Origin of the sequence: Streptomyces sp. CY-1, from assembly GCF_047218265.1 — a bacterium.
Lineage (GTDB): Bacteria > Actinomycetota > Actinomycetes > Streptomycetales > Streptomycetaceae > Streptomyces > Streptomyces niphimycinicus.
In genome coordinates this window covers 448,141-473,849 of record NZ_CP178393.1, presented here as the reverse complement: position 1 = coordinate 473,849, position 25,709 = coordinate 448,141, and the positions used below count along the sequence as shown (strand labels likewise).

The 25,709-nt window shown below is 69.2% G+C and carries 26 protein-coding genes; 12 read left to right on the top strand and 14 right to left on the bottom strand.

Translation table 11 applies throughout. The features are described 5' to 3' along the window. Window positions 1-89: 89 nt before the first annotated feature. The 5 genes from ACK1X7_RS02220 (at window position 90) to ACK1X7_RS02200 (ending at window position 6,050) form a co-directional block, all read left to right on the top strand. Window positions 90-1,061, top strand: a complete 972-nt coding sequence (locus ACK1X7_RS02220) for a quinone oxidoreductase family protein (RefSeq protein ID WP_385145957.1) — start codon at window positions 90-92, stop codon at window positions 1,059-1,061. Between the two features lie 40 nt (window positions 1,062-1,101). Then, window positions 1,102-2,022, top strand: coding sequence for a TauD/TfdA dioxygenase family protein (locus ACK1X7_RS02215; protein WP_385145959.1), 921 nt, complete (start codon window positions 1,102-1,104; stop codon window positions 2,020-2,022). A gap of 30 nt (window positions 2,023-2,052) precedes the next feature. Next, window positions 2,053-3,384 (top strand): MFS transporter, encoded by a 1,332-nt coding sequence (locus ACK1X7_RS02210; protein ID WP_390794285.1) that lies wholly within the window; start codon window positions 2,053-2,055, stop codon window positions 3,382-3,384. A 23-nt stretch (window positions 3,385-3,407) separates the two neighbouring features. Further along, the gene (locus tag ACK1X7_RS02205) at window positions 3,408-3,965 is read left to right on the top strand and encodes an RBBP9/YdeN family alpha/beta hydrolase (protein ID WP_390794284.1); all 558 of its coding nucleotides are present in this window, start codon (window positions 3,408-3,410) and stop codon (window positions 3,963-3,965) included. 93 nt (window positions 3,966-4,058) lie between these two features. Continuing rightward, window positions 4,059-6,050, top strand: coding sequence for an acetoacetate--CoA ligase (locus ACK1X7_RS02200; RefSeq protein WP_390794283.1), 1,992 nt, complete (start codon window positions 4,059-4,061; stop codon window positions 6,048-6,050). Window positions 6,051-6,134: 84 nt separating this feature from the next. Here ACK1X7_RS02200 and ACK1X7_RS02195 read toward each other — a convergent pair whose 3' ends face one another. The 10 genes from ACK1X7_RS02195 to ACK1X7_RS02150 all read right to left on the bottom strand — a co-directional run bounded on the left by ACK1X7_RS02195 (window position 6,135) and on the right by ACK1X7_RS02150 (window position 16,702). After that, window positions 6,135-6,623 carry a YeiH family protein gene (locus tag ACK1X7_RS02195; protein WP_385145967.1) on the bottom strand — a complete coding sequence of 163 codons (489 nt, stop codon included), beginning with the start codon at window positions 6,621-6,623 and terminating at the stop codon, window positions 6,135-6,137. Between the two features lie 14 nt (window positions 6,624-6,637). After that, the gene (locus ACK1X7_RS02190) at window positions 6,638-6,982 is read right to left on the bottom strand and encodes a hypothetical protein (protein ID WP_385145969.1); all 345 of its coding nucleotides are present in this window, start codon (window positions 6,980-6,982) and stop codon (window positions 6,638-6,640) included. A 201-nt stretch (window positions 6,983-7,183) separates the two neighbouring features. Next, complete coding sequence (locus ACK1X7_RS02185) at window positions 7,184-7,645, bottom strand: MarR family winged helix-turn-helix transcriptional regulator (protein WP_385146003.1); 462 nt, start codon at window positions 7,643-7,645, stop codon at window positions 7,184-7,186. 139 nt (window positions 7,646-7,784) lie between these two features. Further along, window positions 7,785-8,642 carry a class I SAM-dependent methyltransferase gene (locus tag ACK1X7_RS02180; protein WP_413114569.1) on the bottom strand — a complete coding sequence of 286 codons (858 nt, stop codon included), beginning with the start codon at window positions 8,640-8,642 and terminating at the stop codon, window positions 7,785-7,787. An 11-nt stretch (window positions 8,643-8,653) separates the two neighbouring features. Next, entirely contained in the window at window positions 8,654-9,820 is a 1,167-nt protein-coding gene (locus ACK1X7_RS02175; protein ID WP_413114568.1) for an ATP-grasp domain-containing protein, read from the bottom strand. 184 nt (window positions 9,821-10,004) lie between these two features. After that, complete coding sequence (locus tag ACK1X7_RS02170) at window positions 10,005-11,501, bottom strand: purine-cytosine permease family protein (RefSeq protein ID WP_385145975.1); 1,497 nt, start codon at window positions 11,499-11,501, stop codon at window positions 10,005-10,007. Window positions 11,502-11,580: 79 nt separating this feature from the next. After that, window positions 11,581-12,339 carry an enoyl-CoA hydratase/isomerase family protein gene (locus ACK1X7_RS02165; protein WP_390794281.1) on the bottom strand — a complete coding sequence of 253 codons (759 nt, stop codon included), beginning with the start codon at window positions 12,337-12,339 and terminating at the stop codon, window positions 11,581-11,583. Window positions 12,340-12,473: 134 nt separating this feature from the next. Further along, complete coding sequence (locus tag ACK1X7_RS02160) at window positions 12,474-13,646, bottom strand: acyl-CoA dehydrogenase family protein (protein WP_413114567.1); 1,173 nt, start codon at window positions 13,644-13,646, stop codon at window positions 12,474-12,476. Window positions 13,647-13,757: 111 nt separating this feature from the next. After that, entirely contained in the window at window positions 13,758-15,833 is a 2,076-nt protein-coding gene (locus tag ACK1X7_RS02155) for an acetate--CoA ligase family protein (RefSeq protein WP_385145981.1), read from the bottom strand. Further along, window positions 15,830-16,702: an SDR family NAD(P)-dependent oxidoreductase gene (locus ACK1X7_RS02150; RefSeq protein WP_385145983.1), complete on the bottom strand. Its 873-nt coding sequence runs from the start codon at window positions 16,700-16,702 to the stop codon at window positions 15,830-15,832. Before ACK1X7_RS02150 ends, ACK1X7_RS02155 begins: the two co-directional genes overlap by 4 nt. A 238-nt stretch (window positions 16,703-16,940) precedes the next feature. Between ACK1X7_RS02150 and ACK1X7_RS02145 the strand changes: the two genes are divergently transcribed. Beyond that, window positions 16,941-17,561 carry a TetR/AcrR family transcriptional regulator gene (locus ACK1X7_RS02145; protein WP_390794277.1) on the top strand — a complete coding sequence of 207 codons (621 nt, stop codon included), beginning with the start codon at window positions 16,941-16,943 and terminating at the stop codon, window positions 17,559-17,561. Between the two features lie 63 nt (window positions 17,562-17,624). Here the strand turns inward: ACK1X7_RS02145 and ACK1X7_RS02140 are convergent, their stop codons facing one another. Next, complete coding sequence (locus ACK1X7_RS02140; protein WP_385108929.1) at window positions 17,625-17,855, bottom strand: hypothetical protein; 231 nt, start codon at window positions 17,853-17,855, stop codon at window positions 17,625-17,627. Window positions 17,856-18,082: 227 nt separating this feature from the next. Between ACK1X7_RS02140 and ACK1X7_RS02135 the strand changes: the two genes are divergently transcribed. Both ACK1X7_RS02135 and ACK1X7_RS02130 read left to right on the top strand, forming a co-directional pair. Next, window positions 18,083-19,948: a WD40 repeat domain-containing protein gene (locus ACK1X7_RS02135; RefSeq protein WP_398159232.1), complete on the top strand. Its 1,866-nt coding sequence runs from the start codon at window positions 18,083-18,085 to the stop codon at window positions 19,946-19,948. A gap of 7 nt (window positions 19,949-19,955) precedes the next feature. Further along, entirely contained in the window at window positions 19,956-20,723 is a 768-nt protein-coding gene (locus tag ACK1X7_RS02130) for a PIG-L family deacetylase (RefSeq protein WP_390794275.1), read from the top strand. 32 nt (window positions 20,724-20,755) lie between these two features. Here the strand turns inward: ACK1X7_RS02130 and ACK1X7_RS02125 are convergent, their stop codons facing one another. Then, window positions 20,756-21,145 (bottom strand): signal peptidase I, encoded by a 390-nt coding sequence (locus tag ACK1X7_RS02125; RefSeq protein ID WP_382951300.1) that lies wholly within the window; start codon window positions 21,143-21,145, stop codon window positions 20,756-20,758. A 77-nt stretch (window positions 21,146-21,222) separates the two neighbouring features. On the opposite strand from ACK1X7_RS02125, the gene ACK1X7_RS02120 reads away from it, so the two are divergent. Continuing rightward, window positions 21,223-22,050: a class I SAM-dependent methyltransferase gene (locus ACK1X7_RS02120; protein WP_390794274.1), complete on the top strand. Its 828-nt coding sequence runs from the start codon at window positions 21,223-21,225 to the stop codon at window positions 22,048-22,050. Between the two features lie 50 nt (window positions 22,051-22,100). Here the strand turns inward: ACK1X7_RS02120 and ACK1X7_RS02115 are convergent, their stop codons facing one another. Continuing rightward, a complete protein-coding gene (locus ACK1X7_RS02115; RefSeq protein ID WP_413114566.1) occupies window positions 22,101-23,147 on the bottom strand; it encodes an amidohydrolase family protein in 1,047 nt (348 codons plus the stop codon). 55 nt (window positions 23,148-23,202) lie between these two features. Continuing rightward, window positions 23,203-23,886: a DUF998 domain-containing protein gene (locus ACK1X7_RS02110; RefSeq protein ID WP_385145995.1), complete on the bottom strand. Its 684-nt coding sequence runs from the start codon at window positions 23,884-23,886 to the stop codon at window positions 23,203-23,205. 536 nt (window positions 23,887-24,422) lie between these two features. On the opposite strand from ACK1X7_RS02110, the gene ACK1X7_RS02105 reads away from it, so the two are divergent. From ACK1X7_RS02105 to ACK1X7_RS02095, 3 genes are all read left to right on the top strand, one after another. Continuing rightward, window positions 24,423-24,935 (top strand): allene oxide cyclase barrel-like domain-containing protein, encoded by a 513-nt coding sequence (locus ACK1X7_RS02105; protein ID WP_413114565.1) that lies wholly within the window; start codon window positions 24,423-24,425, stop codon window positions 24,933-24,935. A 188-nt stretch (window positions 24,936-25,123) separates the two neighbouring features. After that, a complete protein-coding gene (locus ACK1X7_RS02100; protein WP_216340790.1) occupies window positions 25,124-25,408 on the top strand; it encodes a hypothetical protein in 285 nt (94 codons plus the stop codon). Beyond that, window positions 25,405-25,695, top strand: a complete 291-nt coding sequence (locus ACK1X7_RS02095; RefSeq protein WP_216340791.1) for a hypothetical protein — start codon at window positions 25,405-25,407, stop codon at window positions 25,693-25,695. The genes ACK1X7_RS02100 and ACK1X7_RS02095 overlap by 4 nt, the downstream gene beginning before the upstream one ends. The last annotated feature ends 14 nt before the right edge of the window (window positions 25,696-25,709 follow it).

The window sequence follows — 25,709 nt, the reverse complement described above, 5'->3', positions numbered from 1 at the left end:
CGGTCGCGGAACCCGCACGGTATCCGCCCCGGGCGATTCCGCTCTCGGCCCGTGACCGCCACCCCGTACATGAGTAGACGGAGCAACTTGTGGCACATGCCATTCGCTTCCACGAGACCGGTGGACCGGACGTCCTGAAGTGGGAAGAGGTCACCGTCGGTGACCCGGGCCCGGACGAGGTACGGATCCGGCACGTCGCCGTCGGACTCAACTTCGCCGACACCTACTTCCGTACCGGCCTGTACCCGGCTCCGCTGCCCGCGGGGCTCGGCGTGGAGGCTTCCGGTGTGATCGAGGCAGTGGGCCAGGGCGTCACACATGTCGCCGCAGGCGATCGCGTGACCTACACCGGCAGCCCGCTGGGCGCGTACAGCACGGAGCGGGTCATGCCCGCGGACTCGCTGATCAAGCTGCCGGAGGAGATCAGCCACGAGACCGCCGCGGCGATGACCATGCGCGGCCTCACCTCGTCCTACCTGCTGCGCCGTATCCATCCCTTGAAGTCCGGCGACACCGTACTGCTCCACGCGTCGGCCGGCGGCGTCGGCCTGATCTTCTCCCAGTGGGCCAAGCTGCTCGGCATCACCGTGATCGGCACCGTCTCCAGCGAGGAGAAGGCCGAGATCGCCCGCGCCCACGGCTGCGACCACATCATCTACTACCGCCGCGAGAACGTGGCCGAGCGGGTGCGCGAGCTGACCGGTGGCAAGGGTGTCCCGGTCGTCTTCGACAGCATCGGCAAGGACACCGTCGCCGGATCCATGGCCTCGCTGCAGCGCCGCGGCCTGCTGGTGTGCTTCGGTACGGCCTCCGGTGTCCCGCCGCTCGACGCCATGCAACTGGCCATCCACGGCTCGCTGTTCGTGACCCGGCCCGCGCTGGCCGACTACATCGCCGAACCGGCCGAACGGGCCGCCCTGGCGGGCGAGCTGTTCGGACATGTCGCGGCCGGCCGCATCAAGATCGAGATCAATCAGCGTTACGCCCTCCAGGACGCGGTGCAGGCACATCGCGAAATGGAGGCGGGACGAACTACGGGATCTTCCGTCTTCGTCCTCTGAGCACACCGTGCCCCCCTCAACCATCCCAGGAGTGAGCACCATGCCCCAGACCATCCCCACGGCGAAAGACGACGCGCCGGCCCTGGTGCGCCCGAGCGTCCTCCGCACCTCCCTCACCGTTGAGCCGCTGACCTGCACCATCGGCGCCGAACTCTTCGGCGTGAACCTCGGCGACGCCGCACGCGACGACGATCTGTTCGCCGAGATCAAGAATCTGCTGCTGCAACACAAGGTCTTGTTCGTGCGCGACCAGGACATCACCCGCGCCGAGCACGTTGCCTTCGCCTCGCGCTTCGGCCCGCTGGAGGACCACCCGGTGCTCGGCAGCGACCCGGACAACCCTGGGCTGGTCCGCATCTACAAGGACCTGGACAGCAAGCCCGAGCACTACGAGAACGCGCTCCACTGCGACGCGACCTGGCGGGAGTGTCCGCCCATGGGAGCCGTGCTGCGCTGCGTCGAGGGGCCCGAGGTGGGCGGCGACACGATCTGGGTCAACATGGCCGAGGCATATCGCAGGCTGCCCGAGCAGATCAAGACGCGGATCGCCGACCTGCGCGCACGACACAGCATCGAAGCGACCTTCGGCGCCTGCATGCCGATGGAGCGGCGCCACCATCTGAAGGCCCAGTACCCGGACCCGGAGCACCCGGTGGTGCGTACCCACCCCGAGACCGGCGAGAAGATCCTCTTCGTCAACGCCTTCACCACGCACCTCGTCAACTACCACACGCCCGAGAACGTGCGTTTCGGCCAGGACTACGCGCCCGGGGCGAGCAATCTCCTGAACTACCTGATCAGCCAGGCGGCCGTCCCCGAGTACCAGGTGCGCTGGCGCTGGCAGAACAACAGCTTCGCCATCTGGGACAACCGCTCCACACAGCACTACGCAGTCCAGGACTACTGGCCCGCCGTCCGCAAGATGGAGCGCGCCGGAATCGTTGGCGACCGGACCTTCTGAGCCCCGGCCGACGACCGAAAGGTGACGCCCATGGGACTGCACACGACCGCCATGAAGGCGCCGGAGACGTCTCCCGTCACACCGGCCGTATCCCGCGGCTATGCCTGGCTGGTGTTCGCCCTGAGCTTCGGGCTTCTGCTGTCCGACTACATGTCGCGACAGGTCCTCAACGCCGTCTTTCCTCAACTGAAGGCCGAATGGCTGCTCTCCGACTCCCAGTTGGGGTCGCTCAGCGGCATCGTGGCCCTGATGGTCGGTGTGCTCACCTTCCCCCTGTCGCTCCTCGCGGACCGGTGGGGCAGGGTCAAGAGCCTGCTGATCGCCGCAGTGGTGTGGAGTCTGGCGACTTTGGGCTGCGCCGTTTCCGCCGGCTACGGCCAGATGTTCGTGGGCCGGTTCATCGTGGGCGTCGGAGAGGCGGCCTACGGGAGTGTCGGTATCGCGGTGGTCCTCAGCGTCTTCCCCGTCCGTCTGCGGGCCACGCTCTCCGGTGCGTTCATGGCGGGAGGGTCGTTCGGATCCGTCCTGGGCGTGTCGGTCGGCGGCGTCATAGGCCAGGCGTACGGCTGGCGCTGGGCGTTCGGTGTCGTGGGGGCCCTCGGAGTGGTGCTGGCCGCGGTCTACGGTCTCGTGGTCACCGAGAAGAGACTCGAGCCGGCCGCGATCAAGCACAACGGCCGGTCCGGGGAACGTGCTCCCCTCCGGCCCCAGTTGCGGCGGCTGTTCGCCTCGGTTTCCGTCATCTGTGCCTACCTCGGCAGCGCGGCCCAGATGTTCATCACGATGGCCCTGCTGGCCTGGATGCCCAGTTTCCTCAACCGCTACTACGACATGGCCACCGCGAAGGCCGGACTGGCTGCCGGGGGCTTTGCGCTGATCAGCGGCACTGGAATGATCCTCTGCGGGGTCGTCGCGGACCGCCTCAGCAAGAGGGCCGGGATCCGGAAGTGGACCGTTGCGATCGCCTGTAGCCTCGGGTCGCTCGTTCTGCTGATGACCGCATTCCAGATGCCGACCGGGCCGCCGCAGCTCATAGCGATCGCTGCGGGGACCCTGGTGGTCGGCGGCACTGCAGGCCCGGCGGCTGCCATGGTGGCGGGGCTGACCCCGGTCGGCATCGCGGCGACGGCCATGGCCACACTCACCCTGGCCAACAGTCTGCTCGGGCTTGCCCCGGGGCCCGCGGTGACAGGCATGCTCGCGGACCGCTGGGGTCTGCTCGGCGCGCTGCGGGTGGTACCGCTGGTCGCGCTCGCAGGCAGCGCGGCCTTCGCCATCGGCAGGTTCTCCTACGAAAAAGATCTGCGCCGCATGGGGCTGCTCCCCGACCCGGCGTCCCCGACCCCGGAGTATTCGTCATAAGCATCACCCCATCGCCGACGGTCGTGATCGTCCCCGGGCTGCGCGATCACACGCCGGATCACTGGCAGACCATCCTCGCCGACAAGCTCGGCGACGCCCGTACCGTTCCGCCACTGGAATCGGACAGGCTGAGCCGCGACGCTCAGGTCGCCGCCCTGGAGGGGGAACTGTCGGACATCACTGGCCCGGTTGTTCTGATCGCCCACAGTGCCGGCGTGCTGACCACCGTGCACTGGGCGCAACGGCACCATCGTCCGATCCGGGGTGCGCTGCTGGCGGCGCCGCCGGACTTCGAAACGCCGTTGCCGGAGGGCTACCCCACTCTGGAAACCCTGCGCGAGAACGGCTGGACGCCGACCCCGCGGACACCCCTGCCGTTCCCCAGCATCGCCGCGGCGAGCACGAACGATCCCCTGGCCGCTTTCGAGTGCGTCACCGACCTCGCACGGGCATGGGGCAGCCGCTTGGTGGACGTCGGACCGGTCGGACACCTCAACCCTGCCGCCGGCTACGGCGAATGGCCTCCGGCCGAGGAGTTCGTCCGCGAGCTCGGCCGAGTCTCGCCCGACAAGACCGGCTGACGTCTGACATACGACGGCGCTGCCCTCCGGCTCCCTCCTGCCCGCCCCGGGCGGGAGGGAGCCGCCCGTACGACCCTGCCCATGGAGGCGCTCATGAGCACCGACAACGAACTGCTGTGGTCCCCGAGCCGCTCGATGGCCGAAAGCTCCAACCTCGCTGGTTTCATGCGCTGGCTGAGCCAGTCACGGGGACTCTCCTTCTCCGACTACACGGAGCTGTGGCGATGGAGCACCATCGACCTGCCCGCGTTCTGGTCGGCGGTGTGGGAGTTCTACGGCCTCGACGCCGTCAGCGACTACGACGCGGTGCTGGCCGACCCGTCGATGCCCGGGGCGCGCTGGTTCCCGGGAGCCCGGCTGAACTTCGCCGAGCAATGCCTCGGCCGTGCAACGGACTCACGCCCGGCGCTGATCAGTGTCTCCGAAGGCGGCGTTCCGGCAGAGACGTCGTGGGCGCGGCTCAGGCGCGACGTCGCGGCCGTCGCCGCAACTCTGCGAGAGATGGGCGTGAGGCCCGGTGACTGCGTTGCCGGCTACCTGCCGAACACGTCACACGCCGTCGTCGCGTTGCTGGCCAGTGCCGCTGTGGGCGCGGTGTGGACGGTGTGCTCGCCGGACTTCGGCACGCCCAGCGTGCTCGCGCGGCTGCGGCAGGCGCAGCCGATGGTTCTGGTGGCCGCCGACGGCTACCGCTACGGGGGCAAGGAGTTCGACCGGCGTCCAGAGGTCGCCGAGATCGTGGACGGGCTGCCCACGGTCCGGCATCTGATCGCGGTCGACCACGTCTACCCGTCCTCCACTGCCGCGCCATGGTCGCGGCGACCTGATGTGGTGTCGCACACATGGTCCGCGCTGCTCGGGAACCCGGCGGAACTCGACTTCATGGACGTCCCCTTCGACCACCCACTGTGGGTCCTGTGGTCATCGGGCACCACCGGCGTGCCGAAGGGCATCGTGCAGGGCCACGGCGGCATCGTGGTCGAGCTGCTCAAGGCGCTTGGCCTCGGCGTCGACCTGCGGAGCGACGATCGCTATCTCTTCCACACGTCCACGAGCTGGATGGTGTGGAACTTGATGGTCGCGGGCCTGCTGCACGGGGCCACGATCGTCCTGTACGACGGCAGCCCCACCTATCCCGATGTCAACGGAGTCTGGCGGGTTGCCGAGCGGACAGGTGCGACGATGGTCGGAGTGGGGGCGGCTTACCTGGTCGCGGCGGAGAAGGCGGACGCACACCCGGCAGCGGACTTGGACCTGAGCGCTCTGCGATCCATCCTGCAGACGGGCTCGTCGCTTCCCGCGCGCGCTTGGCGCTGGGTTTACGACCGTCTCGCTCCGGACGCCTGGCTGCAGTCGATCTGTGGCGGGACCGACATCTGTTCGGTCCTCGCCGGAGGCTCTCCGCTGCTGCCGGTGCGGGTCGGCCGGATCCAGTGTCCCGCACTCGGCGTCGCTCTGGACGCATGGGATTCCTCCGGACAGCCGCTGGTCGGGGAGCAAGGGGAACTGGTGGTGACCGCGCCACTTCCCTCGATGCCGTTGCGCTTCGTCGATGACCCCGAGAACCGACGCTATCTGGCGAGTTACTTCGACACCTATCCCGGAGTCTGGCGTCATGGTGACTGGGTCACGGTCGACCCGGACTTGTCGGTCGTGGTGGCGGGACGCTCGGACTCGACACTCAACCGCATGGGCGTGCGGATGGGGTCGGCCGACATTTACGCCGTTGTCGAGCGGCTCCCGCAGATCGCGGACAGTCTCGTCGTCGGTGCTGAACTGCCGGAAGGCCGGTACTTCATGCCGCTTTTCGTCGTCCTCGCCGAAGGGGAGAGCCTCGATGACGCACTCCGGGACACCATCGCGACGTCGATAAGAAGCCGGCTCTCGCCGCGTCACGTTCCGGATGCCGTCGTTGCGATAGCCGCCGTGCCGCGTACCTTGACCGGGAAGAAGCTGGAGGTCCCGGTCAAACGCATCATCCAGGGCGCTAGCGCCGCCGATGTGAGCGCCGAGGGTGCCATCACCCACCCCGAGATGCTCGCTTGGTTCGCGGACTTCACGACCGGGCTCCCCGCCGGGGGCTGACGTCGCGGCGGAGACCGGTATCGCCTGGACGGATACGCGGAGCTCGGTCGCCACGACACGGACGAACTCCCGCAGGACTCCTGCTCACAGGGAACCGGTCAGGAATTGGAGAACGAGGCTGGTGACCGAGACCACCACCCACAGGCAGGCACCGAGGATGAGCGGTCGGGGGCCGGTGCGGCGCAGTGCGGCGAGGTCGGTGGACAGTCCCGTCGCGGTGAGCGCGACGGTGATGAGAAGGACCGACAGCTCGCCGAGTCCGTGGTGGGCGGCAGCCGGGATGAAATCCAGGCTGTTCGCCGTGGTCATCAGCAGGAAGCCGATCAGGAACCCGGGTACCAGCTTGAGCGCCTGAAGCCGGGGACGAGGCGTGGTCTCCACCGCGTCACGGTTGCGGCGTCGCACCAGCCAGGCCAGTCCCAGACAGATGGGGATGATCATGAGGCTGCGGGTGAGTTTCACGACGACCGCGTAGTCCGCCGCGGTCCGGCCGTAGCTGGTGGCGGCGGCGACCACTGAGGACGTGTCGTTGACCGCGGTCCCCGCGAAAAGGCCGAAGCTGCGCTGGCTCATCCCCAGGAGGTTCATCATCGACGCGCCACGGCCGTCGTAGTGCAGTTCCCAGGAGGCCCCACGGCGGGCCGCCTCGCGGCGAGGGCGATGACCGGGGTGATCCCCATACCGCCGACGATGAAGACATGGTGCCCGTGCTCGGCGGAGCGCAGGGCGAAGTGGTTGGCCGAGCCGGATGACCGTGTCGTGGTCCAGGGCGGCCAGATCTTGCACGAGAAGGGTGACGACCTCGGCCCATGCGACGCATCCTGCAACGTGTCGGTGAACGACCCGTCCTCAGCGAGGGTGATGCCGGGTAGTTCGCCGCGCAGGGCGGTTGAGGATGCGCGGGCCGTGACGTCCAGAGGGACGAGAAGCATGTCGGCTTCGTAGGACCGCCTGGCCCATGGGTTCGTCGGCAAGGTGGTCGTTCGTTCTGGGGGATCGTCAGGTCCAGGGCCCCGTAGGACTGGAGGCCGGCGTGCAGAGCGCAGGGCCGGGAACTGCGCGAGGAAGGACGCCATGCACATCTGGCACCGACAACGGTGAGACGTCGTGGTCGCGCTTGACGACAGTCGGCTTCATCGCGTGCCGTGTTCATGCCGTTGTGCGGTCAGTTCGTCCGCAGGGCTCTCCCCGTTGAGCCGTCGCAGCAGGCCGCGCAGGGTTGCCCGGTCCGCGGACGGGAGAGGTGAGAAACACTCTTCCAGGACCTTTTCGCTGACCTGGTGGCCAGCGGCCAGAGTCTGTTCGCCGACGGGCGTGAGGCGATGTTCGATGCGGCGTCCGTGGCCCGGGCTGCGCTCCACCAGTCCCTGGACGGTCAGACGGCCCACGAGCGCTCCGAACGCCTGCTCGCTCTGGAACGTCACGGTGGCCAGCTCGCGTGCCGACGCTCCAGGGCGGCGGCTGATGGCGCGCGACGCGTCCCACTGCGCCAACGTCGTACTGACCTCGCTCAGCGCACTGTCCAGCGCTCGGTGCTGCCGGTGGCACCGGCCGCTCGGTCCTCGTCGTGCACGGAGACGGCGGGCCCGCCACAGCCGTCGGCATCGCCGCACATCTCTCGCGCACCGCGCACACTCTCACGCCCGTGCATCCCGGCTGGGAGGGGACAATGCCTTCGACGCGATGACAGCGGCGGAGAAGGCACGCGGACGGTGTTTCGTCGTTCGGTTGGGCTCAAGTGGTGGCCAGCAACAGGTCCTCTCCGCTGGACGGACGAAGGCCGTCGGCGCGACCCGCGAAGTAGTGCTCGGCCAACGAGGCTCCCGGCACGTGCCGGGCGTCCTTGAAGCCGGATTCACGGGCCAGCGCCAGCATGTCCTGCGGGGTGTAGAAGCTGACGAACGGCGTTCCAGCCGCTTGCGCGCCTTCCTTGCTCGCCCTGAGGCCAGGGCGATCGGCGTCGTCGAGAAGTTCGGCCGGCAGCAGGAAGGTCATGGCGAGCGTCGAGCCGGGTGCGAGTCCGGCGATCTGACGCAGGGTGGCCGCGGTCGCGTCCTTGGTGAGGTACATGGTGACGCCGGTGGAGACGATGACCGCCGGCCGGCCGGGGTCGAAGCCGGCCGCGGTCAGCCGCTCCAACCAGGATTCGCTCGCCTCGAAGTCGACCGGCACCAGGTGCAGCCAGTCGGGGATGCCGTAGCCGAGCTCGACCAGGCGGTGGCGCTTCCACTCCTGGGGGCCGGGCTGGTCGACCTCGAAGAGCTGAAGCCGGGCGGCGATCTCCGGCCTGCGCTGGGCGAAGGTGTCCAGACCGGCTCCCAGGGTGACGTACTGGGTGACGCCACGGTCGGCCTGCTCGGTGACCAGGTCCTCGATAAAACGGGCGCGGGCCACAATGGCCGCCCGGAACCCGCTGGTGGCCCGCGGATCCATGTCGGGGCGGTGGCGCCAGCCGTCGTCGGGGGCCGCCAGCCGCAGGCCGATCTCGTCGTCGAGCACATGCGGCGGCGGGTCGACCTGGACATGCATCGCCCGCCAGAGGGCGACCCGCACGGCGGTGTTGTCCGGCGTCTTGCCCGTCTCGTCTGCCATGGTCTTCTCTCTTATCCGCTGCCGGCTTCGTTGAATCGCACGATGTCCTCGATCGTCTGCTCCAGCTTCCGCTCATCCTCGTCGGATACGATTGCCTGTCCAACGCGGCCATACGGCCCGACCGGGGCATCAGGTGACGAAGAATACTGGATCTCATCGAAAGTGAAGTGGCGTTCGAAGTCTCGCTGCGTCAGATGGCCGCTTTTCGGGCGACGGAGAAGGATGTAGCCGTAGAAGCGATCCGGGTCGCTGCTGTCCAGTGGCTGGGTCAGCTCCTCCCCGAGCGCCAGGCTGATTTCGACGTCGAAGAGATCGACGCCGAATGTCAGCTTGTTGACCTGAGGGGAGAGCGCACCCGGAAGGCGGATGGCGCACTCACCGAAAGTCAGCCCCGACTCCTCCCTGAATGCTTCCAGATGAAACACGCAATCCGGTGTGTCCAGGCTTGTGAGTGCCTGCCTGGCGAGCGTCTCCGCTTGCTGGAACAGTGGCGCATACCGCTTTCTGTCCAATATATGGGCGGCCAGGACGCCGCCCTGTACGGCGCTCAGCGGTGATATGTGATTGCGGCTCATGGAGGACCATTGGAGATCGCCGTTCTTCCAGATGCCGTCTATATAGACTTCCGAGGCGTCCATGAAGGACTCGGCGACGATCTCGACATCCGACTGCTCGGAGAACGGCTGCATGGCCTGCGCGTACTCGTCCGGGGACCGGACGACGCTCGTGCGAAGGGCGCCGGCGCCGGTCGCCGGCTTGACCACGAAGACGTCCCCCAGCTCGTCGGCGAGATCCGTGAAGGATGTGCCGATGGGTATGTATCGGCAGCGTGCTCGCTTGACCTGCGGCGGCAGCTTGCTCTTCTGTAGGTACTTGTCCCGGAAGGAGAGAGTCGCCTTCGAGTCGGTGTTGCCGGGAAGGCCCAACTGCTGCCGCATATAGGCTGCCCCGAAGACGCCCATTTCATGGACGGTCAGCACTCCCACTACATCCTCAAGGTGTGCGGAGAGCGTCGCACGCAATATCTCCTGGGCGTTCTCCATGTCGGCGACACATCTGAAGCGTCGGCCCTCCGGTATGTTCGCCGGTGCCTGCACGATATAGAAGGGGTCCAAGCCCCGGTGCCGCAGTGCCTGGTCCAGGCCGTCCCTGTGTCCGATGACAATCATCGTCGGCATTCTTGTCTCCCCCGGTCACGGCTGGCCTAAGCCTTGAAGAAGTGATGCGCCATATCGTCATCCGATGCCAATACGGGTGGCATCATTTCACAGGGGTGCGGAGATGTTTCCTGTGATGTAAGTCACAGGCAATCTTTGTGGTGAATGGCATGGATCGCCCATTTCTTTTCTTCTCACCGGCGAATCATGTGTGGTGTCCGGCGTCCGCCTGGTGCCCGGCGTGGTCCGGGTCGAGACCGGCGTCGGCGGACGCGATGACGGCACGTTCGGCGTCGATGTCGAGCGAACGGCACAGCACCAGATAGAGCAGGGACGACACGGCGAGTCCGACCAGCATGGTGACGTCGGCGCCCTTGACCCAGTGCGCGAGCGGCCCCTCCGCGTCACCGATCACGGCGAACGGCAGCATCGAGACGAAGCCGACGCCATAGGCGGTGAGCCCGCGCCAGTTCCACCGGCCGTAGATGCCACGCGGGTTGAAGATCTCGCGGATCGAGTAGCGGCCACGCCGCACCACATAGAAGTCGATCAGGTTGACCGCGGTCCACGGTGTGAAGAGGTAGCCCAGGACGATCAGGAAGTCCCCGAAGGTGGTCAGGAAGTCGTCGTTGGCGCTGAAGGCGAGCGCGGTGGAGACCACGCCGATGGCCACCAGTGTGGCGATACGGGTGCCCAGGGTCAGCGGGATCCGCTTCACCGAGTCGATACTGGACAGCAGCGTGAGACTGCCGCCGTAGAAGTTGAGGGTGCCGATGCTGAACAGCGGAATCACCGACAACAGCAGCAGCACCACACCGAACCCGGAAAATAGCTGGTCACCGGCGTTGACCACGGCATCCACCAGGCCCAGCTTCGGGAACAGCCCCGCGGCCACCGCCCCCACCAGCATCATCCACGCGCCACCGAAGCCCGCACCCAGATACGTCCACCAGAACGAGGAGCGCACCCCCACCGTCGGCGGAAGGTAGCGGGAGTAGTCGGAGACGTAGATGGACCACGAGAGCTGGTAGACGGCCGCGTGGAAGAGCTGGATCAGGAAGGGGGCGAGAGTGAAGGCGCTCAGATCGAGCTGGTCCGCGCTGAAGGGGGCGGCCACCACGATGCCCACGGAGAAGACGGCCAGGCCCGCGCCCGTCAGATAGGTCAGCCACCGGGACGCCTTGTGGATGAAGTCATATCCCACGACGGCGAGCACGATGCCGATCACGGCGTAGGCGATATAGCTGACCGACGGGGGAGTGTCCGCCAGGTGCTCCATCGTCGACCCGACCAGCACCTGGTTGAAGGCCGTGTAGCCGATGTACGTCACCAGTGCCACGACCCACACCAGCAGCGCGCCGACGAATCCGAACTGCGGCCGGGACTGGACCATTTGGGGCAGCCCGAGCTGCGGGCCCTGGGTGGAGTGGAAGGCCATGAAGAAGGTGCCCAGAGCATTTCCGAGCACGATGGCGATGGCCGTCCAGATCAGGTTGCCGCCGAGCGCCACACCGATCGCGCCGGTGGCGATGGTGGCGAGATGCGCGTCCCCGGCGAACCAGACGGGGAAGAGGTGCCAGACCTTGCCGTGGCGTTCGGCGAGGGGCACATAGTCGATCGACCGGCTCTCGATGACCGGCCGGTGGCGGGCGGCGCCCGGCGTGTCGGGTGTCGCGGTCTCCTTGGTGGTGCTGACTGCCATACGGGTACTCCTGGGCGCGAGCGTGGATGGGCGTGTGGTTGCGGATCCCCCCTGACGGTCGTGGTCGCGGCGGACCGGTTCAGCCGGTTCGGTTGAGCGCGGCGTACGCGAGCTGCTCCAGCAGCAGCGCCGCCTCGCGCGGGGCATCGGCGGCCGCCGTGATCACCTGCTTGGCGACCGAGACGGCGAGCCGCGGCTGCGCGGCCAGCTCCGCGGCGATCTCCACCGCCTTCTCCCGTACGCTGCCCCCTTCGGCGATCTCGCCGATCAGCCCCCAGGTGTGCGCCTCCCGCGCCCCGAAGCGGCGGCCGCGCAGCACCAGATCGCGGGTGCGGGCCGGTCCGACCTCCCGCACCAGCCGGGTCACCCCGCCGGAGCTGGGCAGAATGCCGATGCCCACCTCGGGCAGGCCGAAGACCGTGTCCGGGTCGGCCACCCGGATGTCCGCGGCCAGCGCCAGTTCCAGGCCGCCGCCGAGGCAGTAGCCCGACAGGGCGGCCACCGTGGGCTGCGGGAGGGCGGCGAACGTCTCGTACACGGCGCCGGACGAGCGGTAGTACTCGGCGATCGCCTCGGGGGTCATCTCGCGCAGCTCGCCGGTGTCCGCCCCGGCCGAGAAGGCGCGCGGCACTCCGGTGACCACCACGGCCCGGCTGGTGCGCACCTCCTGGCTGCGCAGGGCGTCGAGCAGGACGGACTCCAGATGGGTGGAGAGCGCGTTGAGCTTCCGCTCGCGGCGCAGCGTGAGCATGGCGATGTCGTGGTGTGCGCCGGTGCGCTCGATCTCCACGGTGCCGGCGTCCGGGGCGGCCGCGGGCGTTGTGTCGGTGATGGTCATGGCGCTGGGTCTCTCCTGCCTCGCTGCTTGACGGTCGTTGCCGCGCCACATGTGCGAGTGGCGGCGACAGTGGGGTGATCGGCGGCAGGGGCCGTGGGCGTGGCCGTACGGCCCCTGCCGCCGCATGGTGCCGGTCAGCTCCCGGCGGTGAAGGACAGCAGGTCGTCCAGGCCGCGCTTGCCGACCTCGTTGGCGATGACCAGCCGCTGGATCTCGGAGGTGCCCTCCCAGATCCGGTCCACCCGCAGCTCGCGCCACAGCCGCTCGACCGGCATGTCCCGCATATAGCCGCGGCCGCCGAAGATCTGCACACAGCGGTCGACGATCCGGTTGGACGCCTCGGAGGCGGCGAGCTTGGCGGTGGCGGCCTTGGCGTGCAGGGTCTTGCGGTCGCCGCCCTGGTCGAACTCCCAGGCCACCTGGTGGGTGAAGGCGCGGTTGGTGGCGATCTCGGTCACCGAGTCGGCGATCATGCCCTGGATGAGCTGGCGGTTCATCAGCACGTCCCCGCCCTGCTCACGCTCCTTGGCCCAGTCCACGGCCAGTCGCAGCGCGCGCTCGGCGGCGCCGATGGTGCGCGCGGCGATCATCAGCCGCTCCTCGGTGAACCAGTCGCGGGTCAGGTCGTACCCCTCGCCGATCCTGCCGAGGACGGCGTCCTGGCCGATCCGGACGTCCTGGAAGAGGAACTCGGGGTGTTCGTAGACGAAGGTGTGGGTGTAGCGGGGGGTGCGCTTGACGGAGACGCCGGGGGTGTCCTTGTCGACGAGGAACATCGTCGGCTCGTCGTCCGGCCGCACATAGGCGAGGACGATGAGGAAGTCCGCCGCGTCGCCGACGGTCACAAACCACTTCTCACCGCTCAGGACATAGCCGTCGCCGTCCCGGGTGGCCGTGGTGCGGATGCCGGAGGGGTCGGAGCCGGCGTGTTCCTCGGTGATGGCCACCGCGTCGCGGCGGCGGCCCTCGATGTCCGGGACGAGGTAGCGCTCGCGCTGCTCGGGAGTGCAGGCGCTGAGGCAGTTGGCGGGACGCCACACCGCGTCCCACAGGGCGTTGGTGAGCTTGCCCAACTCGTCCTGGACGACGACCTGTTCCAGAATGGTGAGACCCGCGCCGCCCCACTCGGCGGGCATGTTGATGGCTTGCAGGCCATGGGCGAGCACCTCGTCGCGGATGACGGCGTGGGCTTCGGGCGGCAGGCCGTTGTTGGCCTCGCACTCGTCCTCGAACTGCATGATCTTGCCGGTCAGACTGGCGGCACGCTGCTTCAGTTCGGACAGACGGGGGCTGAGGGCGAATTCCACGGTGTTTCCTCCTGTTGATGTGGCGCGAGCGAGTTGCTGTGGCGCGAGCGAGCGCTCTTACGTGTGGGTGTCAGCCGGTGGCTGTCAGCCGTGAATGTCAGCCGTGTGGTGTCAGCCCAGGACGATGCGGGCGTCCAGGCCATGGCATCCGCGCGGCGTGGCGAGCAGCGGGTTGACTTCCAGCTCGGCGATCTCCGGATGGGCCGCCGCCACTTCGGTGATGACGGCGATGGTGCGGGCGAGTGCGTCGAGATCGACGGCGGGGCGGCCACGCACACCGTGCAGCAGGGCCGCGGAGCGCAGCCGGCCCAGAAGCTCACGGGCCTGCCCGGGGGTGAGCGGGGCGAGCGCGAAGGCCACATCGCGCAGCACCTCGGTGGTGACCCCGCCGAGGCCGAGCATGGTAACCGGGCCGAACCGGGGGTCGCGCCGGACACCGACGATCAATTCGACACCGTCGCGCGGATCCGCCATGGCCTCGACGCAGTACCCCGGCGGAGACAGCCGCTCGGCCATGTCGGCGACGGTGGCGCGGACCGCCGGATCGCCCTCCAGCCCGAGCGCGACACCACCGGAATCGGACTTGTGCAGCAGGCCGAGCGCCTTGACCACGACCCTGCCGCCGATCTCGCGGGCCGCCGCCACGGCCTCCTCCACGGTCGTGACCAGGCGTGCCGCCGGGAAGTGCACCCCCGCGATGCGGATCAGCTCGCGTGCGCTCCAGTAGCCGTCGTCCGCCACCGGCGGCAGCGGGTCGGGCAGGGGCCGCAGCGCGGGGTCGGCGGCGGTGCGCCGGGCCAGCATCCCGAGGCTGCGGGCCGCTTCCTCGATGGCACGGAAGACGGGGACACCGCGTCGCTGTAGTTCCTCGGCGGCATCGCTGTAGGGATACATGGTGTGAACGGCCACCGGTTTGCAGCGGTCGCGTACCAGCTCGCCCATCTCCGCGGCGGTCTCGATCTCGGCGGCGGCCAGGGCGGCGCTGTATTCGCCGTAGCCACCGAAGTAGCCGGTGATCAGGACCGAGTCGGTGTCCGGCGCGTCGAGCAGATCGCCCAGCACCCGGGCGAAGGAGGTCACGTCCCGCTCGCCCATGCCCGCCAGGTCCACCGGGTTGCCCACCCCCGCCGACGGCGTCAGATGGCCGCGCAGCAGCCGCGACAGCTCGGGATCGAACTCCGGTACGGACAGCCCGTACCGCTCGGCCAGATCACAGGCGACCGAGCCATGGCCACCGCCGTCGGCGAGCACCGCAACCCTTCGGGCGGGGGCCGCGCCGAACAGATGCAGCGCCTCCAGCAGGCTGGCCATCTGACGGGGGCTGGCCACCCGGTCGATCCCAGCGGCCCGGCAGGCGGCGTCGATCACCGAACTGTCGCTGACCAGCGCCCCGGTGTGCGATTTGGCCCCGCGTACGGACGCCTCGCTGGCGCCGACGGTGAGCAGCACCACGGGCTTGCCCATCGTGGTGGCCTCGGCGGCCGCCGCCACGAACTCGCGGCCGTCGCCGAAGTCCTCGCTGTACACCGCGATCAGCTTGGTCTCCGGGTGCACGGTGTACGCACGGATGAGGTCGGCGACGGTGAGGTCGGCCTGGTTGCCGAGGGAGGCGAAGCGGGAGAAGCCGAGCCCCCGCTCGGCCAGGATCCGGCTGAGTTCCAGGGCCATGTTGCCGCTCTGCGAGATCAGGCCCACCGGGCCGGGCGGCAGTGGATTGGAGGACAGATACAGTTCGCTGCCGCTGTCCAGGACGCCCAGGCAGTTGGGGCCCAGCAGCACGGCACCCGCCTCGCGCACCCGCCGGGCCAGCGCCGTCTGCCGGGCCTCGCCCTCGGTGCCGAGTTCCGCGAAGCCCGCGGTGATGCCGACGATGGCGCGCGCCCCGGCGGCGAGCGCGTCCTCGACGGCCGACTCGAACCCGGCCGCCGGGACGGCGATCACCGCGAGGTCGGCGCGCTGCGGGAGTTCGGCCATGGAGCGGTAGGCGCGCTCGCCGAGCACCGGTTCACCGCGGCGGTTGATCAGGTACACCGGGCGCCGCTGCCGCATGCGCAGCGCCTGCACACTGATCCAGTTGCCCCATTTGGTCTGGTCGTTGCTGGCCCCGACGATGGCGACCGCGTTGGGCGAGAACAGCGGTCCGAGGTCACGTTCCGGAACGCGCCGCTCAGTGGCGGAGAGGGTCATGGGTGGTCCTTCGGGGACGAGTCCGGCGTGGTGAGGTCGGGTTCCGGCGCGGCGAGGTCGGGTACGGGGTGCCCGGCACCCCATGCGTCCGCTCCGCCGTCGACCACAACGGTGGTGCCGGTGATGTAGGAGCCCTGGGGGGAGGCGAGGAAGGAGATGAGGCCGGAGACGTCCTCGGGCCGGCCGAGCCTGCCCAGCGGCACCGACCCCTCCCAGCGTTGCCGGTCCTCTGGGGTGTAGTGGTCGTCAAGACCTCCGGTGGCGATGGTGCCGGGGGCCACGCACACGGTGCGGATGCCGTACCGGCTCCACTCCAGGCTGAGCCCGGCCGCCAGGTTCTCCACCGCGGCACGCGCGGAGGCGGCGTGGGCGAAGCCGGGAATGCCGCGGCGCGGAGAGAAGGCGAGGAAGAACACGGCGCCGGAGCGCTGCGGAATCATCGCCCGGCGGGCGACCTCGCGGGTCATCGCCCAGGTGGCGTCCACGGCGAGCCGGTGCACGGCCCGCCAGCCGCCCGGGCTGATCTCCTCGGCGGGCGCCGAGAACTGCCCGCCCGCGTTGTTGACCAGGACATCGATGCGGCCGAACGCCTCGAGCGCGTGGCCCACGACCGTGCTGACGCTGCCCTCCTCGCGGATGTCCGCGGACACCGTGAGGCAGGAGCCGCCGAGGGACTCGATCTCGTCGGCGACCTCCGCCAGGGGCTCCGGGCGGCGCCCGCAGATCACGACGCGCGCCCCGCCTGCGGCCAGGTCCAGTGCGGTGGCCCGGCCGATGCCGGTGCCTCCGCCGGTCACCAGCGCGACCTTGCCGGTGTGGATATCCGGCCGTAGCCCGCCGCCCGGCGGCATGGGTTGATCAGTCCGCACAGAGCCTCCTCGATCGGTGCGCCAAAGGTTTGACTGATGCGTCAGTTAGCCCTCTGGGCGAGACTGGCGTCAAGGGGGTGCGGCGAGAAAATTCCCATGAAAGAAGGGCGGTTCAACAGGTCGCGGGACTTGCCGAGGAGTTGACGTGTCAGTCAGAATGACCGGACCCTGAGCGCCATGATCAGACACTGAGCACCGACGCGGACGGGGAGCCAGGACCGAGGAATGGAGAGACGATGTGAGCACCGGCACGAAGACGGAGCCCAGGAGCGATGAGGACCGCAGGGCGAGGATCCTCGACGCCACATGGCAGTTGATCGCCGAGCGCGGCTTCCACGCGGTGCGCATCTCCGACATCGCCAAGGTCTGCGGCACCAGCACCGGCACGGTGCACTACTACTTCCCGGGGAAGAACGACGTACTGGCAGAGGCCCTCAAGTACTGCGTCGACCGGGCCTTCGCCCGCCAGTCCACCCAACTGCGCGCCATTCACAACGCACACGAGCGGCTGCTGAAGCTGATCGACATGCAGTTGCCACGGGTCGGCCAGGTCCGGGACGAGTGGGCCATCTGGCTCCAGTACTGGGCCGAGGCCACCATCCGGCCCGAGTTCCGCCCGGCCCACAACGAGTACTACGCACGCTGGCAGGAGACCGTGCGCCGGATCGTCCAGCGCGGCCAGCGGCAGGGGATCTTCCGCGCGGACGCCGATCCGCAGGTCGTCGCATTGCGGCTGACCGCACTCACCGACGGCGCGGCGATCCAGGTGCTGACCGGAGTGCCCGGCATGACCATCGGCACCATGCGCGAACTCCTGGTGGATTTCGTCCACCAGGAGCTGGTGGCGGGCGCACACTGAGCCGAGCCCGGCCTGGCGCGACGCCGCGCCGCATCGGCGGGGGAGGGACCCGCCGGGGCGGGATCACTGGATCAGCGTGCGCAGGACGGGGGCGCTGGCGCCCGCACTGGTCAGTCCGGCGATCACGGCGGCGGGCACAGGCACGCCGGTAAGGGCGGTGAGGCCACCGATGACAAGGCCGATGACGAGCGCGGTGAGCAGGACGACGGTGGTGTGAACGGTCAGGAACGGCTCCGCTCGGGCGGAATCGTTCGGCGATGAGGGCACCGGTTGCGGCGGCTGAGTGGTGGTCATGCCTCAACTCTGACGGCGCTCGGCGGCCTCACCTGCACGGATCGAACAACTCCGCAGAACCCTGATCAACGGGCCGACACCACCGAACGGCCGTCGCGTTCGACCGAACGCCGGGCCGTGTCGCGGACCGTTCGGTGGTGTTCCGGCAAGTTCGGTACCGTTCCGTGGCCATGGCTCTACCCTGGCTCCCCACGGCACGACGTGGGGGAACGTGGGGAACGGTGGACATGACGCAGCAGCACCAGGCGGCGGTCAGCACTGGCACGTATGACGACCTGCTGCGCCAACAGGCCGCGGAACTGACCCAGTTGCGGCTGCGACGGGGAAATCCGTCACTGCGCTCCATCGAGGCACGCGCGGGGCGCTTGTTCGGGCTGGAGGCGTCCTTACCGATCTCCACGCAAAGCGCGGCGTTCAGTGGCCGGTACGTCAGCCGGGACAAGCTGATGTGGCTCGTGCGCACCCTGATGTCATGGGACGAGTGGGGAGCGGAGTGCGAGCCGCCCGGAAACCGGTCCCATGAGCTGGACGCATGGCGTACCCGCTGGACGGCCATCGCCGCCGCGAAGCCGACACGCCGCAGAACACCGGCCGCGGCCGCACCGGCGGAGGCTGAACCGCCTGTGGCTGCACCGCCCGCACCCGCACCGCCCGTACCCGAACCCGCACCGGCTGAAGCGGTCCCGCCCCAGCCACCGCCGAAGAAAGCGGCGGATAGCCTCCCGCCCGGTCAAGCTCCTGATGAGCCGCCCGCCCCCTCCGGAATCGCATCGTTCTCCCCGGTATCTGCCGTCCTCACCGGCCACAGCAGCACCATCCGGTCCGTGGCGTTCTCTCCCGATGGCGCGCTTCTCGCCACCGGGGGTGGCGATCGGACGGTGCGGTTGTGGGATCCGCGCACCCGCGCCCCCGTTGGCGAGCCCCTCATGGGCCACACCGGCGCGGTCTACGCGGTGGCGTTCTCCCCGGACGGCGCGCTTCTTGCCACGGGGGCCGATGACCGGACGGTCCGGCTTTGGAACCGGCACCCCCGCACGCCGATCGGCGAGCCTCTCCCCACCCACACCAGCACGGTCCGGTCGGTGACGTTCTCTCCCGACGGATCCCTCCTCGCCACCGCGAGCGGTGACCGCACCGTGCGGTTCTGGGACCCACGCACCCGTACCCCGGCCGGCGAGCCCCTCACAGGCCACACCGGCGCCGTCCACGCGGTGGCGTTCTCGCCCGACGGGGCGCTTCTCGCCACCGGAGGCGGCGATCAAACGGTGCGGTTGTGGGACCCGTATACCCGCACGCCGGTCGGAGATCCGCTCACCGGCCACACCGGCTGGGTCCGGTCGGTGGCGTTCTCGCCCGACGGGACCCTCCTCGCCACCGTCAGCGGTGACCGCACCGTGCGGTTGTGGGACCCGCACGCCCGCACCCCGATCGGCGAACCCCTCACCGAACACGTGAGCTGGCTCTACGCGGTGGCGTTCTCCCCTGACGGCACGCTTCTTGCCACCGGAGGCGATGACCACACGGTGCGGCTGTGGGACCCGCATGCCCGCACGCCGGTCGGAGATCCGCTCACCGGCCACGCCGACTGGGTCCGGTCGGTGGCGTTCTCGCCCGACGGCACTCTCCTCGCCACCGCGAGCGGCGACGGCACGGCACGGCTGTACGAGCGCGAGGCGCTGCGAGACCTGAACACCCGCCGACTCGAGTTCCACCACCGAGTCGGCACGGCCATGCTGAACGTATACCGGGGAACGGCAGGAGGCGGCGGAGCGCCCAGCGAGGAGCCGCTGGCGGAGGTCTACCGCGACGTGCTGAAGGCGGCCGAAACAACCTTCGCCCGGGCGACCGAGACGGGGGATGTGGAACAGATGATCGCGGGCTGGGACGAGTTCACCGAGATCGCCACCCGTCTGGGGCAGAGCTCCGCGCTGCTCGGAGCCGCGCTGCTCGGATCGCTGGTCGAGCACACGGGCCTGTCCCCGCAGGAGGTCATCGCCCAGGCCATCGCCACAGCGCGGGCCCACCCCGCCGGGACGCAAGCGGCGCTTGAACCTGTCGAGCCCACCGATCCCAGCTCGCCCACCGGAAGGTGACCCGCCGATGCCCCCTCCGAGCCTCCTCGCGGTTTTCGCGCACCCGGACGACGAGTCCCTGTCGGCGGGCGGCGTGCTCGCCCAGCACGCGGCGGCGGGAGCACGAACCGCCGTCGTCACGGCCACCTGGGCAGAGGACACCCGACGCGCCACGGAGCTGGCCGACGCGCTCCACATCCTCGGCGCCGGCGAGCCACGGATGCTCGGCTACGCCGACGCTCGGGCACCACAGTCGGCCCCGGGCAGCGTCCGCTTCTGCGACGCGCCGCTCGATGATTCGGTGCGTCGGCTGGTCACGCACATCCGTGCGTTCCGCCCGGACATCGTCGTCACCCATGACGCCTATGGCGGACTGACCGGTCACCCGGACCATCTCCACACCCACCGGGTGACCACGCTCGCGGTCGAGGCCGCCGGGCTGGACCGGCTCTACCCGGACACCGGCGCGCCCTGGCAGCCGAGCGCCCTCTACCTGTCCACGCATCCGCACTCGGCCGCACAGGCGCTGGGCGCGCGCCTGGTGCGGGAGGGCAGGGCGATGTACAGCGTCCCCGACGAGTGGGTCACCGCGACGGTTGACGTCAGTCCCTGGCTCGAACAGAAGATCGACGCGGTATTCGCCCATCGCACCGAAGTGGCGCGGGGAGCGCTGCCGGGGCGGCTTGCGGCCCTCCCGTCGACCGACCGAGCGAAACTGGTGTCGACCGAGTGGTACATCCGCCGCGACCTCGTCCCCACGGCGGCAACCCAAACCCAACTGACGTCAGGCTGTTGAGCGATATCAACCGCCTCAAGACTCGTTCGCGCTCAGCTCTGCGGCCGCGGCCCGCTCTCCTCCGCCACTGCGTAGCCGGGTACGGACGGCCAGCGAACGGTCAGCACCACCGACTCCTCCTCCGCGAACCATGAGTGGTCGGTTCCGCGCCCCCACACGACGTAGTCGCCCTGCTCTTCCAGAAGGACACTGCGGCCGGGGAGTTCTACGCGGAAGCGGCCGCTGATCAGAACCAGGAGCGCTGTGCGTTCCTCGCCCTTCACCCACTGCAATCGCTCGTCGCCACGGGGGTGGACGCCCCATTTGATCTCTACGGCCTCGCTGTGGCGCGGATCGCCAACGTCCTTGAAGTGTCCGAGGAGCCATCCCCGGTCCAGCGCCGCATCCTTGCCCGCATTGCCCACGTACACAGTGTCGTTCACAGGACCGGACGCTAGCAGTCGCTCTTGCGGACGCGATCCGCGCCTGATGCGCGCCGACCAGGCCCTAGTGTGCTGCCATGCGCGACGACACGCCTGACGAAACGCGCCGTGTCCGGCTGAGCCGGATCTTCGACGAGGACGCGGAGCTGTACGACCGGGCCAGGCCCGGGTATCCGCCCGAGCTGTTCGACGACCTCATGGAGGTGGCCGGCACCGGCCCCGGCTGTCGTGTCCTGGAGGTAGGGGCAGGCACGGGCAAGGCGACCTTGCCGCTCGCCGAGCGCGGTTGCCGGATCACGGCCGTCGAGCTGGGCGCGGACATGGCGGCCGTCGCCCGGCGCAATCTGGCCGGGTTCGAAGCGGTGGAGATCGTCACGGCGGACTTCGAGACCTGGCCACTGCCGGAGGAGCCGTTCGACGCGGTCGTCTCGGCGACGGCGTTCCACTGGATCGATCCGGCGGTGCGGATGGCGAAGGCCGCCGACGCGCTGCGGCCCGGTGGCGCCCTCGCCGTCGTCGCCACGCAGCATGTGGCGGGCGGTAGCGAAGAGTTCTTCGTCGAGGTCCAGGACTGCTACGAGCACTTCGATCCGGCCACCCCGCCGGGGCTGCGGCTTCCGGCCGCGGCGGACGTCGACACCTCGGATCACGCGGATGAGGTCGCACGCAGCGGCCGGTTCGGACCCGTCGACTTCCGGCGTTACGAGTGGGACCTGACGTACACCACGGCGGAGTACCTGGCAGTGCTGCGGACCTACTCCGGCCACCGGGCGCTGCCGCCGCGGGCCAGGGCGGGGCTGCTGGAGTGCATCGCCGGGCTGATCGACAGGCGGTACGGAGGCCGGGTCACCAAGCGGTATCTCACGGAACTGCGGGTGTCACGAACGGCCCCCGCTCTTCGGTAGGCGCCGCTCCGGCCGTGCCCACCGCACGCGCACATCTGCCGGCTCGCCCCTCAGGTGATGACTCGGCCGCGCAGAATGATGCGACTCGGATGGGCCAGAGCCGAGCTGTCGAGGGTCGGGTCGGTGTCATAGGCGACGAGGTCGGCGGGGCCTCCATCGACCAGTCCGGGCAGCCCCAGCCAGGCTCGGGCCGCCCATGATGCCGCCCCGAGAGCCGCTTCCGCCGACAACCCGGCGCGTACCAGCCATTCGACCTCCGACGTGACCCTGCCGCAGGGGAAGCTGTCAGTGCCTGCCAATACCGTGACGCCGGCTTCGCATGCGGCCCTGACGTTCGGCAGCATGCCCTCCCAGCCGGCCAGCCACCAGTCGCGACGGGCGCTCGGCTCCTCGGCGCGCCGTCGGTCGGCTCCCGCGCCGAAGACACTGAGCGTCGGAACGAACGCGGTGCCCTGGGAAGCCATCTGGTCGATCAGGCCAGGGTCCAGGTGCATGCCGTGCTCCAGGCTGTCGACGCCCGCATGAACGGCACGGCGGCTGCCGTCGGCGGTCTGGCAGTGGGCGGCCACCCGGCCGCCGACCGCGTGTACGGCTTGCACCACGGAGGTGAGGACTTCCTGGGGCAGTGCCGGTTCGTCGTACTTCCAGTCCACGACGACCTTGCACCAGCCCGAGGACGCCTTGGCTTCCTCGACGGCCGCCCGCACCAGATCCGCTTCACTCACATCACGCCCGAAGCCGGGGAAGAAACGGCCCGGAGTGGCCAGCCGCCGTCCGGCCGAGCGCACCCGCGGCAGCTCCGGCTCCTCATCCACCCAGCTCGGTATGGGCGCGGCGGACCCGGGCGTCCGGACCAGCAGTACGCCGGAGTCGCGATGATCGGTCAGATGCCGGCGAAGCGTGTCGTCGCTGAACGGCACATCGATGTCCTCGGTGCCCGGATGCGTATGCACATCGACCAGGCCAGGCAGCAGCCATCCGCCGTCGACGACGAGATCCGCGCCGGGGACCGGTTCGGTCCGTAGCCGGTCCCCGTCGATCCAGAAGGACCGCTCTTCCCGCTCCGGCAACACGACGCCGCGCACCTGGAGTACCACCGGCGAGCGCCTCCTCGAAACCGCATGGGCCGATTTGTCGATCTTACTGATCGGCTCATATCCCGTGGGGCGCCCGCGCGGTACGCATTTCCGGCGCGGTGTCCGGCGTACGGGTCTTTTGGTGGAACAGGCCGCGGATGCCGACGACCAGCGCCCACGCCAAGAGGGGAAACGCCGCGACCCGCTCCATGCCTCCCATGCCGAGGCCGAGATAGTGACGGGAGAGAAAGAGCCCGAAGGCCGTGAGCGCGATGATTCCCAGCAAACTGGTCATCCGGCGCAGGGGAGCCGGGACATCGTCCGCCAGCCTGGCTCCTGCCAGGAGAAGACCGATGTTGCCCGTTCCCATGATGAGCAGGGCGCCCAGGACATGCTGGTTCTCGCGGACGTCCGCGGGCGCCAGCCCGGCCAGGACAAAGCCCATGCCGGCACCGGCCAACAGAAATCGGGTCACGGCCGAGGCGGAGCCGCGGCGCCACAGAACGCCGGTCAGGACGGTGCCGATGACGAGCAGTGTTCCCAGTGCGATGAACGAGGCGTTCATCGCGGCGTGTTCGGGCGAGCAGACATAGCGTGGCTCGGGATCGGGCTGTAGAGCGCAGTGAGCGTTTCCCAGGTCGCTGATGTTGTTCCATGCCCAACTGTACGGTCGCGCCCAGGCCGACTCGACGAACAAGTGGACCGCGAAGAACTGCACCACACCCGCCACCCACGCGGAATATCCGATTCGAGCCTTCACCTATCCGCCTTCTCTCGCACGATGATTGTGCAGACAGCGGATCATGCGGCGTCGGCCTCAAACACTCCGACAAGCCCCCGAAGCGAGGTGGGGCAGGCCCTACCTGTCTCCGCGTCTCAAGGCGTTCACGGAATCGCGGGCAGAGCGGAATTGAAGCTTCATCGCCGGCTCCCAGAGGCCGGGAAAAGAAAGTGGCCCTCACCGACGGGGGATGCGGTGAGGGCCAACCTCAGTGTGGCACGGCCGCAGCGCGGAAGCACGCGTTCCGCGCGTCACAGTCGCATATATCTACAACCGGAACGCGCCCGCCCGCCCCGCTGCGGCGGTCCCGGCGGCCCTGACCTCCTACGTTGTGTCTCGCCGAGCGGCGGCCCGGGTCTTTCCGTCCGCCGTTCCCGGCGACCGCCGGCCAGTGATTACCTGGATGCTCAACTGAAGTAGCTGTGGCGCGCCACCCACCAGATGCTGACCTGGGAATCGGCACCTCAGGTGGCATGAGGCCACTGGCCGCCCCATGCTCTCGCGGGAGAAGCACCATGCCCCACGTCAAACGTTCTGCTCTGAGCGCGGCCGCCGGCCTGGCGGCCGCCCTGTGCTGCGCGCCCCTGGCGGTGGCCGCCGCACCGGCCGCAGCCGCGACCGGCCCCCTGCCGCATCGCCATATGGAAGAAGTCTTCCTTCTGACGGCGAGGCCCACTCAGACCAACTCCGTCGACGTGGCCCCTCCCGGGAACAGTCAAGGGGACCAACTCATCGTCGCCGGGGACCTCCTGCGTTCCAACGTCACGGTGGGCCGATTCGACGAGACCTGCACGGTGACCCGCACCAGCCCCATGGATTCGAGTGACCTTCAGTGTCAGATCACTCTTTCGCTGTCCGAGGGGCAGATCACCGTGCAGGGGGTGTTCGCCATCACCGGTGCCGGTCCCGGCGACATCACCCTGGCCATCACCGGAGGCACGGGGCGCTTCCGCACAGCCCACGGCTTCATCCACGCCGTCAACAGCAGTAACACCGAAACGCAGCTCACCGTCCATCTCATCCGCTGAGCCGGAGAGCCGTAGAAGTTGGCGGGCGAAGGTCCGCGCCTCGTTCCCGTGCGTCCCACCGACTACCCTGATCTCCCACCGCGCCCCACGGGGCACGCGTCCTGCGAGAGAATGGCCCGAGCCCGAGCGAAGGCGTCTCGACTGGGGCCGCGGAACGTCACACCCGACGCGGGGAAGGGAACTCGGAGATGAGCGCACAGCCCGAACACCCCACCGACCGCAGGATCCCGGCGATCCCGAACACGATCAACGGCATCGGCGATGCGCTGTCCGGAGCGAACCGGGCCCACTTCTACGCCGAGGTCCTGGCCGCTGAGGAGGAGACCGTTCCCGGCATCATGCGCAAGTGGTGGAAGGCGGCCATGCTCGACAGCGCCCCCGGCGCGGCGGAGAGCCGTTCCAACGCCGCCGCCGGCACCCGCCTGGTCTCCGTGGAGGACCTCGCCGACCAGCTCGAGGGAATCAGCCGGTGACCGCCCAGCCGCGCCGCGGCTGGGCGGTGTGGACCGAGGAGATCCCCGCACAGACGCTGCTCGACATGCCACCGGACCTCTCCAAGAAGGTGGTGAACTTCCTCGGCGCGCTGGCCCTCGAAGTCGGCGGCGCGATCGACCGCGACCGGCGGCCGCCGGGTGACCCGATGGACGACCTCGGCGCCCGGTACAGCCTGCAGATCGGCGGGGAGCCGATCGTTTTCGAATACGTCGTACTCCCCGAACTCCGCGAGATCCGCGTCCCCGTATTGGTCTGGTTCCGCTGATCGGCCTCTGGTCG

Coding starts and splice junctions, on each gene's coding strand:
- ACK1X7_RS02175 (WP_413114568.1), bottom strand. CDS start 9,820: ATGCCGACGATGATTGTCATCGGACACAGGGACGGCCTGGACCAGGCA.
- ACK1X7_RS02140 (WP_385108929.1), bottom strand. CDS start 17,855: ATGACCACCACTCAGCCGCCGCAACCGGTGCCCTCATCGCCGAACGAT.
- ACK1X7_RS02105 (WP_413114565.1), top strand. CDS start 24,423: ATGCCCCACGTCAAACGTTCTGCTCTGAGCGCGGCCGCCGGCCTGGCG.
- ACK1X7_RS02210 (WP_390794285.1), top strand. CDS start 2,053: ATGGGACTGCACACGACCGCCATGAAGGCGCCGGAGACGTCTCCCGTC.
- ACK1X7_RS02100 (WP_216340790.1), top strand. CDS start 25,124: ATGAGCGCACAGCCCGAACACCCCACCGACCGCAGGATCCCGGCGATC.
- ACK1X7_RS02200 (WP_390794283.1), top strand. CDS start 4,059: ATGAGCACCGACAACGAACTGCTGTGGTCCCCGAGCCGCTCGATGGCC.
- ACK1X7_RS02215 (WP_385145959.1), top strand. CDS start 1,102: ATGCCCCAGACCATCCCCACGGCGAAAGACGACGCGCCGGCCCTGGTG.
- ACK1X7_RS02130 (WP_390794275.1), top strand. CDS start 19,956: ATGCCCCCTCCGAGCCTCCTCGCGGTTTTCGCGCACCCGGACGACGAG.
- ACK1X7_RS02165 (WP_390794281.1), bottom strand. CDS start 12,339: ATGACCATCACCGACACAACGCCCGCGGCCGCCCCGGACGCCGGCACC.
- ACK1X7_RS02135 (WP_398159232.1), top strand. CDS start 18,083: ATGACGCAGCAGCACCAGGCGGCGGTCAGCACTGGCACGTATGACGAC.
- ACK1X7_RS02170 (WP_385145975.1), bottom strand. CDS start 11,501: ATGGCAGTCAGCACCACCAAGGAGACCGCGACACCCGACACGCCGGGC.
- ACK1X7_RS02195 (WP_385145967.1), bottom strand. CDS start 6,623: ATGAGCCAGCGCAGCTTCGGCCTTTTCGCGGGGACCGCGGTCAACGAC.
- ACK1X7_RS02190 (WP_385145969.1), bottom strand. CDS start 6,982: ATGCTTCTCGTCCCTCTGGACGTCACGGCCCGCGCATCCTCAACCGCC.
- ACK1X7_RS02180 (WP_413114569.1), bottom strand. CDS start 8,642: ATGGCAGACGAGACGGGCAAGACGCCGGACAACACCGCCGTGCGGGTC.
- ACK1X7_RS02120 (WP_390794274.1), top strand. CDS start 21,223: ATGCGCGACGACACGCCTGACGAAACGCGCCGTGTCCGGCTGAGCCGG.
- ACK1X7_RS02155 (WP_385145981.1), bottom strand. CDS start 15,833: ATGACCCTCTCCGCCACTGAGCGGCGCGTTCCGGAACGTGACCTCGGA.